This is a genomic window from Staphylococcus arlettae, from assembly GCF_025560845.1.
GTDB classification, from domain to species: domain Bacteria; phylum Bacillota; class Bacilli; order Staphylococcales; family Staphylococcaceae; genus Staphylococcus; species Staphylococcus arlettae.
The window spans coordinates 835,315-851,703 of record NZ_CP094803.1; the positions used below are offsets into that span (position 1 = coordinate 835,315).

Annotated in this window: 19 protein-coding genes; all 19 read left to right on the forward strand. The window is 34.9% G+C overall.

What is annotated here, in order from left to right; all coding sequences use genetic code 11:
- Positions 1-147: 147 nt before the first annotated feature.
- The 19 genes from rho (at position 148) to atpD (ending at position 16,384) form a co-directional block, all read left to right on the forward strand.
- Positions 148-1,464, forward strand: coding sequence for a transcription termination factor Rho (gene rho / locus MUA37_RS03935; protein WP_002510329.1), 1,317 nt, complete (start codon positions 148-150; stop codon positions 1,462-1,464).
- A gap of 166 nt (positions 1,465-1,630) precedes the next feature.
- A complete protein-coding gene (locus MUA37_RS03940; protein WP_002510328.1) occupies positions 1,631-1,888 on the forward strand; it encodes a type B 50S ribosomal protein L31 in 258 nt (85 codons plus the stop codon).
- A gap of 189 nt (positions 1,889-2,077) precedes the next feature.
- Positions 2,078-2,677 (forward strand): thymidine kinase, encoded by a 600-nt coding sequence (locus tag MUA37_RS03945; RefSeq protein ID WP_002510327.1) that lies wholly within the window; start codon positions 2,078-2,080, stop codon positions 2,675-2,677.
- On the forward strand, positions 2,677-3,756 hold the full coding sequence (prfA, locus tag MUA37_RS03950) for a peptide chain release factor 1 (protein ID WP_002510326.1): 1,080 nt from the start codon (positions 2,677-2,679) through the stop codon (positions 3,754-3,756). Before MUA37_RS03945 ends, prfA begins: the two co-directional genes overlap by 1 nt.
- Positions 3,743-4,579, forward strand: coding sequence for a peptide chain release factor N(5)-glutamine methyltransferase (prmC, locus tag MUA37_RS03955; RefSeq protein WP_021459000.1), 837 nt, complete (start codon positions 3,743-3,745; stop codon positions 4,577-4,579). The genes prfA and prmC overlap by 14 nt, the downstream gene beginning before the upstream one ends.
- Before the next feature lie 85 nt (positions 4,580-4,664).
- Positions 4,665-5,708 (forward strand): L-threonylcarbamoyladenylate synthase, encoded by a 1,044-nt coding sequence (locus MUA37_RS03960; protein WP_214336812.1) that lies wholly within the window; start codon positions 4,665-4,667, stop codon positions 5,706-5,708.
- Positions 5,705-6,130, forward strand: coding sequence for a low molecular weight protein arginine phosphatase (locus tag MUA37_RS03965; RefSeq protein ID WP_002510323.1), 426 nt, complete (start codon positions 5,705-5,707; stop codon positions 6,128-6,130). The genes MUA37_RS03960 and MUA37_RS03965 overlap by 4 nt, the downstream gene beginning before the upstream one ends.
- A 138-nt stretch (positions 6,131-6,268) precedes the next feature.
- Complete coding sequence (locus tag MUA37_RS03970) at positions 6,269-6,796, forward strand: TIGR01440 family protein (protein ID WP_002510322.1); 528 nt, start codon at positions 6,269-6,271, stop codon at positions 6,794-6,796.
- Between the two features lie 23 nt (positions 6,797-6,819).
- A complete protein-coding gene (locus MUA37_RS03975) occupies positions 6,820-8,058 on the forward strand; it encodes a serine hydroxymethyltransferase (RefSeq protein ID WP_142019496.1) in 1,239 nt (412 codons plus the stop codon).
- Between the two features lie 18 nt (positions 8,059-8,076).
- On the forward strand, positions 8,077-8,706 hold the full coding sequence (gene upp / locus MUA37_RS03980; protein WP_002510319.1) for a uracil phosphoribosyltransferase: 630 nt from the start codon (positions 8,077-8,079) through the stop codon (positions 8,704-8,706).
- Between the two features lie 22 nt (positions 8,707-8,728).
- On the forward strand, positions 8,729-9,859 hold the full coding sequence (wecB, locus tag MUA37_RS03985) for a non-hydrolyzing UDP-N-acetylglucosamine 2-epimerase (protein ID WP_002510318.1): 1,131 nt from the start codon (positions 8,729-8,731) through the stop codon (positions 9,857-9,859).
- Positions 9,860-10,004: 145 nt separating this feature from the next.
- A complete protein-coding gene (locus MUA37_RS03990) occupies positions 10,005-10,361 on the forward strand; it encodes an ATP synthase subunit I (RefSeq protein ID WP_002510317.1) in 357 nt (118 codons plus the stop codon).
- Between the two features lie 20 nt (positions 10,362-10,381).
- A complete protein-coding gene (gene atpB / locus MUA37_RS03995) occupies positions 10,382-11,104 on the forward strand; it encodes a F0F1 ATP synthase subunit A (RefSeq protein WP_002510316.1) in 723 nt (240 codons plus the stop codon).
- 38 nt (positions 11,105-11,142) lie between these two features.
- Positions 11,143-11,355 carry a F0F1 ATP synthase subunit C gene (atpE, locus tag MUA37_RS04000; protein WP_002510315.1) on the forward strand — a complete coding sequence of 71 codons (213 nt, stop codon included), beginning with the start codon at positions 11,143-11,145 and terminating at the stop codon, positions 11,353-11,355.
- Positions 11,356-11,461: 106 nt separating this feature from the next.
- Positions 11,462-11,980 (forward strand): F0F1 ATP synthase subunit B, encoded by a 519-nt coding sequence (locus tag MUA37_RS04005; protein WP_031266549.1) that lies wholly within the window; start codon positions 11,462-11,464, stop codon positions 11,978-11,980.
- Positions 11,980-12,519 carry a F0F1 ATP synthase subunit delta gene (locus MUA37_RS04010; RefSeq protein ID WP_142019498.1) on the forward strand — a complete coding sequence of 180 codons (540 nt, stop codon included), beginning with the start codon at positions 11,980-11,982 and terminating at the stop codon, positions 12,517-12,519. The genes MUA37_RS04005 and MUA37_RS04010 overlap by 1 nt, the downstream gene beginning before the upstream one ends.
- A 23-nt stretch (positions 12,520-12,542) precedes the next feature.
- A complete protein-coding gene (gene atpA, locus MUA37_RS04015; protein ID WP_021458994.1) occupies positions 12,543-14,051 on the forward strand; it encodes a F0F1 ATP synthase subunit alpha in 1,509 nt (502 codons plus the stop codon).
- Between the two features lie 30 nt (positions 14,052-14,081).
- Positions 14,082-14,948 (forward strand): ATP synthase F1 subunit gamma, encoded by an 867-nt coding sequence (atpG, locus tag MUA37_RS04020; protein ID WP_002510311.1) that lies wholly within the window; start codon positions 14,082-14,084, stop codon positions 14,946-14,948.
- A gap of 23 nt (positions 14,949-14,971) precedes the next feature.
- The gene (gene atpD / locus MUA37_RS04025; protein WP_002510310.1) at positions 14,972-16,384 is read left to right on the forward strand and encodes a F0F1 ATP synthase subunit beta; all 1,413 of its coding nucleotides are present in this window, start codon (positions 14,972-14,974) and stop codon (positions 16,382-16,384) included.
- Positions 16,385-16,389: the final 5 nt, after the last annotated feature.

Genomic DNA, 16,389 nt, shown 5'->3' on the forward strand with positions numbered 1-16,389 from the left:
TTGATTTCTTACTCGCTCTTTTTTTGCATATTTTTAATTACTGAAATAGATTTTGTAATTAAAAAGAAAATTTGCTATAGTTATACAATGAATAGCGACAAAAATAGGCTATTTAAATAAACTTTTTTATGAAATGGGTGCAAGATAATGCCTGAAAAAGCACGTACATCTCCACAGTACGAATCATTCCACGAACTATATAAGAATTACACTACTAAAGAACTCACTCAAAAAGCAAAAACATTAAAGCTTACCAACTATAGTAAATTAAATAAAAAAGAACTTGTGTTAGCTATTATGGAAGCACAAATGGAAAAAGATGGAAATTACTATATGGAAGGTATCCTTGATGATATTCAACAAGATGGTTATGGCTTCTTGAGAACTGTTAACTATTCAAAAGGCGAAAAAGATGTATATATTTCAGCCAGTCAAATTCGACGTTTTGAAATTAAACGTGGAGACAAGGTTACTGGAAAAGTAAGAAAACCAAAAGACAATGAAAAATATTATGGTTTGTTACAAGTTGACTTTGTTAATGATGAAAACGCTGAAGAAGTTAAAAAAAGACCTCATTTCCAAGCTCTCACACCACTTTATCCAGAGGAACGTATTTTATTAGAAACTACTAAAAATCGTTATTCAACTAGAGTAATGGATTTAATAACTCCAATTGGTTTAGGCCAACGTGGACTTATTGTTGCGCCACCAAAAGCCGGTAAAACTTCACTATTAAAAGAAATAGCCAATGCTATAGCAACGAATAAACCTGATGCAGAATTGTTTATTTTGTTAGTTGGAGAACGTCCGGAAGAAGTTACTGATATTGAACGTTCTGTTGAGTCAGCAGAAGTTGTACATTCAACTTTTGATGAACCGCCTCAACACCATGTGAAAGTAGCAGAACTTCTATTAGAGCGTGCCAAACGTTTAGTTGAAATTGGTAAAGATGTCATTATTTTAATGGATTCCATTACACGTTTAGCACGTGCGTACAACTTAGTTATTCCACCTAGTGGCCGTACTTTGTCAGGTGGTTTAGATCCAGCTTCACTTCACAAACCGAAAGCTTTCTTTGGTGCAGCACGTAATATTGAAGCGGGTGGTAGTTTAACAATACTTGCTACCGCACTCGTTGATACAGGTTCTCGTATGGACGATATGATATACGAAGAGTTTAAAGGTACTGGTAATATGGAATTACATTTAGATCGTAAATTAGCTGAACGAAGAGTCTTCCCAGCAATTGACATTGGTCGTAGTTCTACAAGAAAAGAAGAATTGTTAATTTCACCAAAAGAATTAGAATCATTATGGCAATTGAGAAATATGTTTACTGATTCCCTTGATTTTACAGAACGTTTTATTCGTAAATTAAAACGCACTGATGATAACCATACCTTTTTCTTACAACTACAAAAAGCAGCAGAAGAAAGCACAAAGACAGGTAAACCTATCATTTAATTGTTTGATTAAGCACATGCTATATATGGTTATCGATACAACTTTTATGAAACTTTAGATAAAGGGTTGTGTTTTTCAATAATAGCAATTATAATTATTTAGTATTGGGTAAAAAACTCACAAATAACTCTGTTCCAGATGGTTCAGGGCAAAGGAGCTGAAAAAAATGAGACAAAATATTCATCCTGAATACCACAAAGTTATCTTTTTAGATACTACTACAGATTTTAAATTCTTAAGTGGTTCAACAAAAACATCATCAGAAACTATGGAATGGGAAGACGGTAACGAATATCCAGTTATTCGTTTAGATGTATCTTCTGATTCACATCCATTCTACACAGGACGTCAAAAATTCGCTGCTGCGGATGGACGTGTGGAACGTTTCAACAAGAAATTCGGTTACAAATCAAGCAACAGCTAATAGTAGTTGTTATAACGCATCCTCATATTTATATGAGGATGTTTTTTGTTTTATAATGATAATTATTAAAGTGTATGATTTGCTTTTTATTATAAATTTGATTAAAAACAGTTATCAATTTTTAAAGATTTCTGCACGCTAAATATGATATAATAAACCGATTATGTTTTGAAAAAGGTGGAGCTCATAATGTATGAAACTTATCATTCCGGGTGGATTGAATGTATTACTGGAAGTATGTTTAGTGGCAAGTCTGAAGAGTTGATTCGTCGACTGCGTAGAGGTGTTTATGCTAAACAAAAGGTTGTGGTATTTAAACCTGCAATTGATGACAGATACCATAAAGATAAAATTGTTTCTCATAATGGTAATGCCATAGAGGCAATTAACATTACTACAGCTTCTGAAATTTTAAGACACGACTTATCTGAAGTTGATGTTATTGGTATAGATGAAGTTCAGTTTTTCGAGGACGAAGTTGTGAATATTGCAGAACAACTTGCTGCAAGAGGCCATAGAGTAATCACAGCTGGATTAGATATGGATTTTAGAGGGAAACCGTTCAAGCCAATACCAGAATTATTGGCAGTGAGCGAAGTAGTAACTAAATTACAGGCCGTGTGCGCAGTGTGCGGCGCATCATCTAGCAGAACACAACGTTTGATTGATGGTAAACCTGCGAAGATAGATGATCCAATAATTTTAGTTGGCGCAAATGAAAGTTACGAACCTAGATGTCGAGCACATCACATTATCGCACCAAGTGATGAGAAAAAGGAGGAAATGTAGTGTTTGATCAATTAGATATTGTTGAAGAAAGATATGAACAGTTAAATGAGTTACTAAGTGATCCAGAAGTAGTAAATGATTCGAATAAATTAAGAGCCTATTCTAAAGAACAGGCGGATTTACAAAAAACTGTAGATGTTTATAGAGAATATAAGCAAGTCAATGAAGATCTTTCTGAGTTGGAACTAATGTTGCAAGATACAAAAGATAAAGATGAAATTGAGATGCTGAAAGAAGAATTGCACAATAATAAAGCACGTGTGCCTGAATTAGAAGAAGAGTTGAAATTCCTACTTATTCCTAAAGATCCGAATGATGATAAAAACGTTATCGTGGAAATTCGAGCAGCAGCTGGTGGAGATGAAGCAGCGATTTTTGCTGGTGATTTATTAAGAATGTATTCACGTTATAGTGAAACACTCGGTTATAAAACGGATATAGTAGAGATGAATGCTAGTGACCACGGTGGTTATAAAGAAGTTAGCTTTATGATTCAAGGGCAAGGTGCATATTCTAAATTAAAATATGAAAATGGTGCACACCGTGTTCAGCGTGTGCCTGAAACAGAATCAGGAGGACGTATACATACGTCTACAGCTACAGTAGCTGTATTACCTGAAGCAGAAGACGTTGAAATAGAAATACGTAATGAAGATATTAAAATTGACACATATCGTTCTAGTGGTGCAGGTGGTCAACACGTAAATACAACAGATTCAGCAGTAAGAATTACTCACTTACCTACAGGTACAGTAGTAACGTCGCAAGATGAAAAATCTCAAATTAAAAACCGTGAAAAAGCAATGAAAGTGTTAAAAGCGCGTGTTTATGACATGAAGGTACAAGAAGAACAAGCTAAATATGCTTCGGAAAGAAAATCAGCTGTTGGTACTGGTGATCGTTCTGAACGTATTAGAACGTATAACTATCCTCAAAATCGTGTGACGGATCATAGAATTGGTTTAACTATACAAAAGTTAGATCAAATTATGGAAGGTAAAATTGATGAAATTATTGATGCGTTAACACTTTCAGAACAAACTGAAAAATTGAAAGAACTTAACGATGGTGAACTTTAAGACATATATTGAGCATGCTAAGGCGCACTGTTCAACATTAGGCTACGAAACTTCAAGGGTAGATTGGTTAATAATGGATTTAATGAATTGGTCACGTTTAGACATGGTACTTCATTCTAGTGAGCAATTAACCGCAACAGACAAGGAAAAATTAGATAATGCTTTAAGTCGTTTATATCAAGGGGAACCGGTACAATATATTGTTGGTTTTCAAACATTTTATGGTGAACGATTTACTGTCAATGAAAATTGTCTGATTCCTAGGCCAGAAACAGAAGAGGTTATGTTGCATTTTTTAAACATGTTACATGCTGGTGATACCATTGTAGATATTGGTACGGGTAGTGGTAATATACCGATTATGTTAAAAAAGTTAATGCCTACCTTAAATGTTTATGCTACCGACATTGCATCTGAGACGTTAGAGATTGCTCGGCAAAATGCAAGACAACATGAAGTAGATATTCAGTTTTTGTTAGGTGATACATTAAATCCTTTAATTGAGCAAGGGATTAAGTTAAACGGTTTGATTTCAAATCCGCCCTATATTGAAAATAATGAAGCAACACTGATGAGTGATACGGTATTAGACTACGAACCACATCGCGCATTATTTGCTGAGGATAACGGTTTAGCTATCTACAAAGCAATATTACGAAATTTACCAGCAGTTTTATGTGAAGGTGCACCTGTTGTTTTTGAAATAGGACACAACCAAGGTGATAAATTATGTGAGATAATCAATGAACTGTATCCACATATTAAAGTAGCAGTTTTGAAAGATATTAATAACAATAATCGAATAGTTTCATTTAGATGGTAAGAAGTTATGTATTTTATGTGTATGTCATATAACTGCATAACTTTTTATTATATTTTAAAATATAATAAAAAGGATGTGATTTTACGTGAATACAAAAATATGGGATGTCAGAAGTTATATTGATGATATAACAACATTTCCAGAGATAGATGATATTAAACAAATTTATCATCAAGGCGGGTTAATAGCTTTGCCTACTGAAACAGTGTATGGTCTCGGGGCAAACGCTTTGGATGATAATGCGGTTAAAAAAATATATCAAGCCAAAGGTAGACCATCAGATAATCCGTTAATTGTACATATTCACAGTCTTGAGCAACTTACTGATTTTACGACAGATATAACTGATGAAGTTTATTTACTGATGAAACATTTTTGGCCTGGTCCAATTTCATTTATTTTGCCGTTGAAATCAGGTTATTTATGTTCGAAAGTGTCAGGTGGGTTAAATAGTATTGCAGTAAGAATGCCAAGTCATCGAATTGGTCGTCAAATATTACAATTGGTTGATTTACCTATTGCTGCACCGAGTGCCAATTTAAGTGGCAAGCCATCACCTACTCAATTCGACCATGTTTATCAAGATTTAAATGGCCGTATTGATGGCATTATTAACGGCGATCAAAGTGAGGAAGGTTTAGAAAGTACAGTATTAGATTGTACGTCATTTCCTTTTAAAATTGCACGACCAGGTTCCATTACACAAAAAATGATTGAAGCGGTTATTCCAAATAGTATTGCTGCAACAACAAATTTTGTTAGCGAGAGACCTATTGCTCCAGGTATGAAATATAAACATTATGCACCGCAAACACCTATTTATCTGTTAAGAAATTTTCGACACCAACCAAATTACGATAAATTATGGGAGCGTAAAGCATTTATTGTACCAGCAACCTTAAAATCTTATGTGCCGAGTAATGCACAATATATAGAGTTGTGTGATGATGAACAAGATATTAAAACAGCTAATCACAGACTATACGAAATATTACATCTTATAGACAGAAGAGATGATATTGACGAGGCTTATTTGTATGCTTTTGAAGATAAAGACGATACAGCAGCAATAATGAATAGAATGTTAAAAGCGACTAATCAATTATGGATAGATGGAGATACTTTATGAAGATTATTTTCGTTTGTACGGGTAACACATGTAGAAGTCCATTAGCTGAAAGTATAGCTAAGGCTAAATTGGCACATTGCACAATTGAATCAAGAGGATTATATGCAAATAATGGCGGGGCAATTTCAACACACAGCCAAGCAATTATTAATAAACAACAATTACCTCAACCAAGCCATACTCAAATGTTTACTGAAACAGATTTGCAAGCTGATTTAATTTTAACGATGTCAACAACGCATAAAGATACAATTCGTTACATGTTTGGTCAGCAAAATCATGTATTCACAATTAAAGAATATGCAGGTTATCAAGGAGAAGTTAGTGACCCGTTTGGTGCGGATGAAGACGCTTACGACGCAGTTTTTGAAGAACTTAATACTTTGATTGAGAAAATAAAAAATAAAATATTAACGCAATAAATTTGTAGAATTAGTATAAGTTATCTGAAAAATACGTTATAATAACTAGGTGTAGCAAGTTTGCTGAATTTATATATTTATATAGTAAATGGTAGAACTTTACACTTTGTATATAATTATTTTCAAAGGGGTGGGAAAATGAAGGAAGATTTGCAGTTATTGCTTAATGAACTCAAAGCGCGTGATTTTTTTGTTGAAGATGAATTGTGCCTGATTGGTTGTTCGACGTCCGAGGTCATAGGTGAGCGAATTGGTTCCGTTGGTTCTATGGAAGTAGCAGAAACAATATATAATTTGTTAGCGACTATAGAACGAGAAACAGGCGTGTCTTTCGTATTTCAGGGCTGTGAACATATTAATCGAGCAGTAACTATTGATCGATCCAACTTTGACCCACATACGATGGAAGAAGTTACAGTAGTGCCAGATGTTCACGCTGGAGGTAGTTTAGCTACTTATGCTTATAGGCAATTAAATGATCCAATGGTTGTAGAGACTATTTCAGTACCTAAAGGAATAGATATTGGTCAAACATTAATTGGTATGCATATACAACATGTGGCTATCCCTGAACGTACTAGTGTAAAACGAATTGGTGAAGCGAATGTAACGATTGCATCATCTAGACCTAAGAAAATTGGTGGCGAACGAGCGAAATATAACTAATACAGAAGCGAGGGAATTTACCAATGTCATTTATTCAAAAGCAAGATAAAGAAATTTATGAAGTGATTCAAAATGAATTTAACCGTCAAAACAACAACATCGAGCTTATAGCTTCAGAAAACTTCGTGTCAGAAGCAGTAATGGAAGCACAAGGATCAGTATTAACAAATAAATACGCTGAAGGCTATCCTAACCGCAGATATTATGGTGGTTGTGAATTCGTTGATGTCTCTGAAAGCTTAGCAATAGAAAGAGCTAAACAATTGTTTGGTGCAGAACATGTTAATGTTCAACCACATTCAGGCTCTCAAGCAAATATGGCAGTTTACTTAGTTGCACTTGAACATGGTGACACTGTATTAGGAATGAACTTAAGCCACGGTGGTCATTTAACTCATGGCGCACCAGTTAACTTTAGTGGCCAATTTTATAACTTTGTAGACTATGGCGTTGACAAAGATACTGAAAAAATCGATTACGATGAAGTTTTAAGCATCGCTAAGCAACACAAACCTAAATTAATCGTAGCAGGAGCTTCAGCTTACCCACGAGAAATTGACTTCAAACGATTTAAAGAAATCGCAGACGAAGTAGGGGCTAAATTAATGGTAGATATGGCACATATCGCAGGACTAGTAGCAGTTGGTTTACATCAAAACCCTGTTGAGTATGCAGATTTTGTTACTACTACTACGCACAAAACATTGCGTGGGCCTCGTGGTGGTATGATTTTATGTAAGGAAGAATATAAAAAAGAAATTGATAAAAAAATCTTCCCTGGTATTCAAGGTGGTCCATTAGAACATGTTATTGCCGGTAAAGCGATTGCTTTTGGTGAAGCATTACAAGACGAATTTAAAACATACCAAGAGCAAGTCATCAAAAATGCTCAAACTTTAGCATCAACATTGACAAATGAAGGTTTCAGAGTTGTTTCAGGAGGTACTGATAATCATCTTGTAGCAGTTGATGTTAAATCATCAGTTGGTATCACAGGTAAAATTGCTGAAGAAACATTAGATACTATTGGTATTACATGTAACAAGAACACAATACCATTCGATCAAGAAAAACCATTTGTTACAAGTGGTATTAGATTAGGAACGCCTGCAGCAACTACTAGAGGTTTTGATGAAAAAGCATTCGAAGAAGTTGGAAAAATTATTAGTTTAGTGCTTAAGAATCCAGAAGATGAAAAAACTTTAGAAGAAGGTAAATCTAGAGTGAAGGCATTAACTTCAAATCATCCTTTATACAATTAATATTAGGAGGGAAATGAAATGGGCAAGGTTCATGTTTTTGATCATCCATTAATTCAACACAAATTAAGTTATATTCGTGACGTAAATACTGGCACAAAAGAATTCAGAGAATTAGTTGACGAAGTCGGTATGTTAATGGCGTATGAAGTAACAAGAGATTTAGATTTACAGGACGTTGAAATCGAAACACCAGTGACAAAAATGGTAGCAAAACGTTTAACAGGTAAAAAATTAGCGTTTGTTCCAATTTTAAGAGCTGGCTTAGGCATGACACAAGGTATTCTTAACCTCGTGCCAGCGGCTAGAATAGGTCATATTGGATTATATAGAGATCCAAAGACTTTAGAGGCAATAGAATACTTTGCTAAATTACCACAAGATATTGAAGAGCGTGAAATTGTTGTAGTTGATCCTATGTTAGCAACAGGTTCTTCTGCTATAGAAGCAATTAATTCATTGAAAAAACGCGGGGCGAAACATATTCGTTTTATGTGTTTAGTTGCTGCACCTGAAGGTGTAGAAAAGATGAAAGAAGCGCATGAAGATGTAGATATCTACATTGCTGCATTAGATGATAGATTAGACGAACATGCATATGTAACACCTGGTTTAGGTGATGCTGGTGATCGTTTGTTTGGTACAAAATAGTGACATCCAGGAGTGGAGTAAAATGAAGAAAATTATGACTGTTTTTGGCACTCGTCCAGAAGCAGTGAAAATGGCACCTCTGGTCAAAGCATTACAAGAAAGTAATGCTTTGGAGCCAGTAGTCGTAGTTTCAGCACAACACCGAGAAATGTTAGATGGTGTTTTAGATACTTTTAACATTCAACCAGACTATGATTTAGATATAATGACGCAAGGTCAAACATTATCACAAATTACGTCGAAAGTGTTAATGAAGCTCGAAAGTGTTATTCAAGAAGAACAACCGGATATGATTTTGGTACATGGTGACACCATGACCACGTTTGCTGGTAGTTTAGCTGCATTTTACAATCAAGTTCCTATTGGTCATGTTGAGGCAGGATTGAGAACATGGGATAAATATGCTCCGTTTCCTGAAGAAATGAATAGACAAATGGTAGGGGTAATGGCAGATTTAAATTTTGCCCCTACATTTAATGCTGCCCAAAATTTGCTAGATGAAAACAAACCAGAGGAGAGTATTGTAGTAACTGGAAATACAGCGATTGATGCTATGAAAACTACAATAAAAACACACTATGATTCAGCAATTCTCAAACGCCATCCGGGTAAACGTATTGTTTTATTAACTGCTCATCGTAGAGAGAATATTGGCGAACCTATGGAACGTATTTTTCAAGCTGTACGTAATATTGTTGAGACGTATAGCGATGTGGTAGTTGTCTATCCAATGCACAAAAACCCAAAGGTAAGAGCAATTGCAAACAATTATTTGGCAGGACATGACAGAATAGAATTAATAGAACCATTAGGTGTAACTGATTTTCACAATTTTGCAAATCAGTCTCATATTATTCTAACTGATTCTGGTGGCATCCAAGAAGAAGCGCCATCACTTGGTAAACCTGTCTTAGTGTTAAGAGATGCAACAGAACGACCTGAAGGAGTAACGGCTGGCACATTAAAAATTGTAGGTACTTCAACAGCAACAATAGAACAAGCAACTAAAGAGCTTTTAGATAATCAGCATAGCTACGAAGCAATGAGTGAAGCAAAAAACCCTTATGGTGATGGCAATGCATCGAGTCGCATTTGTGAGCATATTAAATATTATTTTGGCATAATTGATAAAAAGCCAAATTCATTTGTTTAAATGTGACAATTTTATGTCGACTGCAAAAAAACTTATTTAACAATTTTAATAGAATTGACACGACTTACAGGCTATATTATTATTAAATTTGTATGAGTGGAACGGTTTTCATAAACGAATGAAATAGACGAAATGAGGCACAAAATTGAAACGTTTCTCCATCATTTTCAATCAATATATACAATACTATCTATACTTATTAATTGTATTGATTATTGTGTTTTTTTTCACACAATCACCTTTTATATTGGGGTTAATCATAGGTACTGTTGGTTCGTTACTCAATACGATTATTTTCGAATATTACTTAGCGAAAGCTAAGAAGAGTGACACGATACATATTTCTACGGGCAATATTTGGAGATATTTGGTAGCGATTTTAGCTTGTACCATATGGGTCTTTTTTAAAGACAATATCAATATTTTTGGTGTGGCTTTAGGTTTAATGATTTCTTATGTTGTGGTAACAATTAAACCGTTTATTCATAAGAAAAAAAACTAGTAAAAGAGAGGTGAAATTGTATGCAACACGACAACCCTCTTGTCAGTTGGAATGTATTTGGTTTAGACCTCGTGTTTAATTTATCATCAATTATGATGTTAATTATTACAGCGATTATTGTATTTGTACTAGCTATTATATGTACACGTAATCTTCAAAAACGTCCAACCGGCAAGCAAAACTTCATAGAATGGGTTTTTGACTTTGTTCGAGGTATTATTGAAAGCAATATGGCATGGTCAAAAGGTGGTCAATTCCACTTCCTTGCAGTTACTTTGATCTTGTTTATCTTTGTGAGTAATATGCTTGGCTTACCATTCTCTATTGTGTCAGGACATACGTTGTGGTGGAAATCACCAACAGCAGATGCCACTGTTACATTAACACTGTCAACGCTAATAATTCTGTTGACGCATTATTATGGTATTAAAATGCGTGGCACAAAGAGTTACTTTGGTAATTACACAAAACCTATTTTCTTATTACCAATCAATTTATTCGAGGAGTTCACTTCAACTTTAACGTTAGGTCTTCGTCTTTACGGTAATATTTATGCTGGTGAATTATTACTTACTCTTTTATCAGGATTAGTAGTTAATAACTTGTTATGGGGTTGGATTATAGGTTTACCAGGTTTAGTTGTTTGGCAAGCATTCTCGATTTTCATAGGTTCAATTCAGGCCTATATTTTCATTATGCTATCAATGGTTTATATGTCACACAAAGTACAAGATAGCCATTAAAAATAAAATTATAAAACAATTTTTAGGAGGATTTATTAATGAATTTAATCGCAGCAGCAATCGCAATTGGTTTATCAGCATTAGGTGCAGGTATCGGTAACGGTCTTATCGTATCTAGAACAGTAGAAGGTGTAGCACGTCAACCAGAAGCACGTGGACAATTAATGTCAATTATGTTCATCGGTATTGGTTTAGTTGAGGCATTACCAATCCTTGGTCTTGTAATTTCATTCATCGTAATGTTCATGTAATTACACTTTAAAAAAGGCGAAGTCGTTTTTTGACTTTCGCCATTCGTTTTTATCTAACAGCAAATAGTTACAATGAAAGAAAGGAGTGTATGAGCTAGTGAATGCGATGACAAATACATTAGTATTAGGTGCAAGCCAAGCTAGTGGTGTTCAGTGGGGTACGATCATTGTTACCTTAATTACTTTTCTTGTTTTATTAGCATTATTGAAAAAGTTTGCATGGGGTCCTTTAAAAGAAGTTATGGACAAACGTGAACGTGATATAAATAAAGACATTGATGATGCTGAACAAGCTAAATTAAATGCACAAAAATTAGAAGAACAAAATAAACAAACTTTAAAAGAAACACAGGACGAGGTTCACAAAATACTAGAAGACGCAAAAGTACAAGCACGTCAACAACATGAAGAAATTATCAATGAAGCTAATGTACGCGCAAATGGCATGATTGAAACAGCACAAAATGAAATCAACAGCCAAAAAGAACGTGCAATTGCAGATATTAATAATCAAGTGTCTGACTTGTCGGTACTAATTGCATCTAAAGTATTACAAAAAGAAATTAGTGACCAAGATCAAAAAGAACTAGTTGCTAAGTACCTTAAAGAGGCAGGGGATAAATAATGGCTATTGTAGCTAACAAGTATGCTAAAGCATTATTTGACGCTTCTAAAGATGCAGAAATACTAGATAGTGTTTATGACGAGTTTTCAATAATCCATGAGGCTGTACAATCTGAGATTCCTAATTTAGTAGCAATGGATCAGGATCCTCAAATAGATGGTCATCATCGTCGTAGAATCGTAGGTATTGTATTTGGTAATGCTAATCAATACATACAAAATATGCTGATGATTCTTGCATCTAATCGTCATTTAGGGCTAATCGATAAAATTTATAATGCATTTACTCAACAATACAACGAATTTTACAACCGTGATTATGCAGTAGTTGAATCTGTATATGAATTGTCAGAACAAGAGTTATCAGAAATCGAAACAATAATCACAAATAAAACACAATTATCTAAAGTCATTCTTTCAAATGAAATTAATCCTGCTTTAATTGGTGGAATTAGAATTAATGTAGGTACAAAAGTAATGGACGCAAGTATACAAAATGATCTTGCACAGTTAGAAAAACATTTCAAAAGAGTGAACTAATAAATATTAAAGGAGTGACATAGATGGCCATTAAAGCTGAAGAAATTAGTGCATTATTACGCTCACAAATTGAAAACTATGAGTCAGAAATGTCTGTTACGGATGTTGGAACTGTACTTCAAATTGGTGACGGTATTGCATTAATTCACGGACTAAACGATGTTATGGCTGGAGAATTAATAGAATTCAAAAGTGGTGTACTAGGTTTAGCACAAAACTTAGAAGAATCTAACGTCGGTGTTGTTATTTTGGGACCATATCAAGATATCAAAGAAGGGGACGAAGTAAAACGTACAGGTCGTGTTATGGAAGTTCCTGTTGGTGAAGAAATGGTTGGTAGAGTAGTTAACCCATTAGGTCAACCAATTGATGGACAAGGCCCAATTAATACCTCTAAAACAAGACCAGTGGAGAAAAAAGCTACTGGTGTAATGGATCGTAAATCAGTTGATCAACCTTTACAAACTGGTATTAAAGCGATTGATGCCTTAGTACCTATTGGTAAAGGACAACGTGAATTAATTATTGGTGACCGTCAAACAGGTAAAACAACATTAGCAATTGACACTATTTTAAACCAAAAGAGCGAGAATACTATTTGTATTTACGTAGCAATTGGTCAAAAAGATTCAACAGTACGTGCGAATGTTGAGAAATTACGTCAAGAAGGCGCATTAGACTATACTATCATTGTTTCAGCATCAGCTGCAGACCCAGCGCCAATGTTATATATTGCACCTTATGCAGGAGTGACAATCGGCGAAGAATTTATGTTTGATGGTAAAGACGTATTAATTGTTTATGATGATTTAACAAAACAAGCAGCAGCTTATCGTGAATTATCATTATTATTACGTAGACCACCAGGCCGTGAAGCATACCCAGGTGATGTCTTCTACTTACATAGTAGATTACTCGAAAGAGCAGCAAAATTAAACGATGACCTAGGTGGCGGTTCTATTACTGCATTACCTATCATTGAAACACAAGCTGGCGACATTTCTGCGTATGTGCCAACAAACGTAATTTCAATCACAGATGGACAAATTTTCTTACAATCTGATTTATTCTTCTCAGGAGTTAGACCAGCAATCAATGCTGGACAATCTGTATCTCGTGTAGGTGGATCAGCACAAATTAAAGCAATGAAAAAAGTTGCAGGTACGTTAAGACTCGACTTAGCTTCTTATCGTGAATTAGAATCATTTGCACAATTCGGTTCAGATTTAGATGAATTTACTGCACAAAAATTAGAACGTGGTAAACGTACAGTAGAAGTGTTGAAACAAGATAAAAACAAACCACTACCTGTTGAAAACCAAGTATTAATTATTTTTGCATTAACTAAAGGTTATTTAGACGATATCCCAGTAGCAGATATTACTCGTTTTGAAACTGAATTTAATCAATGGGCAAAATCAAATGCTTCATCATTACTTGATGAGATTAGAAATTCAGGTGGATTACCAGAAAACGAAAAATTTGAAGCTGCGATTAATGAATTTAAAAAGAGCTTTAGTCAATCACAATAATTGATATAAGCTACAAAAGGTGGTGAGATAATGGCATCTCTTAAAGAGATTGATACACGTATAAAATCTACGGAAAAAATGAAACAAATTACTAAAGCAATGAACATGGTTTCAAGTTCAAAACTACGTCGTGCTGAAAGTAATACAAAACAATTTGCTCCGTATATGGAAAAAATGCAAGATGCGATTACCGCAGTTGCTGGAGCTAATAAAAACTCTAGTCATCCAATGTTACAACAACGTGAAGTGAAAAAGAGTGGCTATTTAGTTATTACAAGTGATCAAGGTTTAGCTGGTGCATACAATGCGGGTGTATTAAAAAACTTGTTGAATGATATCAAAAGTAAACATGAACGAGCAGATGAATATGAAATTTTAGTACTAGGTCAAACGGGTGTTGATTTTCTCAAAAACAGAGGCTATGAAGTAAAAGGTTCAATCGTTGATATTGCTGACCAACCATCCTTTAAATCTGTTCAAGCGATAGCTAAAAAGGCTATTGATTTATATGGAGATGAAGAAATCGACGAATTAAACATTTACTTTAGTCATTTTGTCACTGTATTAGAAAACAAACCATCTAAGAAAACTGTCTTACCATTATCTCCAGAAGATTCCAGTCTAGGACATGGTCAAATGTCATCATATGAATTTGAACCAGACAAAGAATCTATATTGAGCGTTATTTTACCACAGTATGTGGAAAGCTTGATTTATGGCACGATACTTGATGCTAAAGCAAGTGAACATGCAGCACGAATGACTGCAATGAAAAACGCAACAGATAATGCAACAGAACTTATCGATGATTTATCACTCGAATATAATAGAGCTCGTCAAGCAGCTATCACACAACAAATTACTGAAATTGTTGGTGGCTCAACTGCACTTGAATAGAATAATAAAGGAGGAAAATTAACATGGGAGTAGGCCGTGTAACGCAAATTATGGGTCCAGTCATTGATGTTCGTTTTGAACATAATGAAGTGCCAGCAATTAACAATGCCTTAGTTCTAGATGTAGAAAAAGACAATGAAACAACAAGTTTGACGTTAGAAGTAGCGCTTCAATTAGGCGACGATGTGGTCCGTACAATTGCAATGGATGGTACAGAAGGTGTTAAACGTGGCACTGAAGTAAAAGATACTGGCAATAGTATTAGTGTACCTGTTGGTGATGCGACACTTGGAAGAGTGTTTAATGTATTAGGTGACACAATCGATTTGGATGAAAAAATTGATGATTCAGTACGTCGTGACCCAATTCATAGAGAATCACCTGCATTCGATCAATTATCTACGAAAGTAGAAATATTAGAAACAGGTATTAAAGTTGTCGATTTATTAGCACCGTATATTAAAGGTGGTAAAATCGGATTATTTGGTGGTGCAGGTGTAGGTAAAACTGTACTTATTCAAGAATTAATTAATAACATCGCTCAAGAGCATGGTGGTATTTCAGTATTCGCAGGTGTAGGTGAACGTACACGTGAAGGTAACGATTTATACTTCGAGATGAGTGATAGTGGCGTTATTAAAAAGACAGCGATGGTATTCGGTCAAATGAACGAGCCACCTGGTGCACGTATGCGTGTAGCACTTTCAGGCTTAACTATGGCAGAGTACTTCCGTGATGAAGAAGGTAAAGATGTATTATTATTCATCGATAATATCTTCAGATTTACACAAGCTGGTTCTGAAGTATCAGCTTTATTAGGTCGTATGCCTTCAGCCGTAGGTTATCAACCAACATTAAGTACAGAAATGGGTCAATTACAAGAACGTATTACATCAACTACGAAAGGTTCGGTAACTTCTATCCAAGCAGTATTCGTACCTGCCGATGACTATACCGATCCAGCTCCAGCAAACGTATTTGCTCATTTAGACTCTACAACAAACTTAGAACGTAAATTAACAGAAATGGGTATTTATCCAGCGGTTGACCCACTTGCTTCTACATCAAGAGCGCTTGAACCATCAGTTGTTGGACAAGAGCATTATGATGTAGCACGACAAGTACAATCAACACTTCAAAAATACCGTGAATTACAAGACATTATTGCAATTTTAGGTATGGATGAATTATCCGAAGAAGATAAAAGTACAGTTGAACGTGCACGTAGAATTCAATTCTTCTTATCACAAAACTTCCACGTTGCTGAACAATTCACAGGACAAAAAGGTTCTTATGTTCCAGTTAAACGAACTGTTGAAGACTTCAAAGATATCTTAGAAGGTAAGTATGATCACATTCCTGAAGATGCTTTCCGTCTTGTTGGTAGTATGGACGACGTATTAGCAAAAGCAAAAGATATGGGTGTTGAAGTTTAAAATTA

What these genes read in the sequence shown, in the direction of transcription:
- MUA37_RS03940 (WP_002510328.1), top strand. Translation starts at nt 1,631, where the DNA reads ATGAGACAAAATATTCATCCTGAATACCACAAAGTTATCTTTTTAGAT.
- MUA37_RS04005 (WP_031266549.1), top strand. Translation starts at nt 11,462, where the DNA reads ATGACAAATACATTAGTATTAGGTGCAAGCCAAGCTAGTGGTGTTCAG.
- rho (WP_002510329.1), top strand. Translation starts at nt 148, where the DNA reads ATGCCTGAAAAAGCACGTACATCTCCACAGTACGAATCATTCCACGAA.
- MUA37_RS04010 (WP_142019498.1), top strand. Translation starts at nt 11,980, where the DNA reads ATGGCTATTGTAGCTAACAAGTATGCTAAAGCATTATTTGACGCTTCT.
- atpG (WP_002510311.1), top strand. Translation starts at nt 14,082, where the DNA reads ATGGCATCTCTTAAAGAGATTGATACACGTATAAAATCTACGGAAAAA.
- MUA37_RS03945 (WP_002510327.1), top strand. Translation starts at nt 2,078, where the DNA reads ATGTATGAAACTTATCATTCCGGGTGGATTGAATGTATTACTGGAAGT.
- prmC (WP_021459000.1), top strand. Translation starts at nt 3,743, where the DNA reads ATGGTGAACTTTAAGACATATATTGAGCATGCTAAGGCGCACTGTTCA.
- MUA37_RS03970 (WP_002510322.1), top strand. Translation starts at nt 6,269, where the DNA reads ATGAAGGAAGATTTGCAGTTATTGCTTAATGAACTCAAAGCGCGTGAT.
- wecB (WP_002510318.1), top strand. Translation starts at nt 8,729, where the DNA reads ATGAAGAAAATTATGACTGTTTTTGGCACTCGTCCAGAAGCAGTGAAA.
- MUA37_RS03975 (WP_142019496.1), top strand. Translation starts at nt 6,820, where the DNA reads ATGTCATTTATTCAAAAGCAAGATAAAGAAATTTATGAAGTGATTCAA.
- atpB (WP_002510316.1), top strand. Translation starts at nt 10,382, where the DNA reads ATGCAACACGACAACCCTCTTGTCAGTTGGAATGTATTTGGTTTAGAC.
- atpD (WP_002510310.1), top strand. Translation starts at nt 14,972, where the DNA reads ATGGGAGTAGGCCGTGTAACGCAAATTATGGGTCCAGTCATTGATGTT.
- atpA (WP_021458994.1), top strand. Translation starts at nt 12,543, where the DNA reads ATGGCCATTAAAGCTGAAGAAATTAGTGCATTATTACGCTCACAAATT.
- MUA37_RS03965 (WP_002510323.1), top strand. Translation starts at nt 5,705, where the DNA reads ATGAAGATTATTTTCGTTTGTACGGGTAACACATGTAGAAGTCCATTA.
- atpE (WP_002510315.1), top strand. Translation starts at nt 11,143, where the DNA reads ATGAATTTAATCGCAGCAGCAATCGCAATTGGTTTATCAGCATTAGGT.
- upp (WP_002510319.1), top strand. Translation starts at nt 8,077, where the DNA reads ATGGGCAAGGTTCATGTTTTTGATCATCCATTAATTCAACACAAATTA.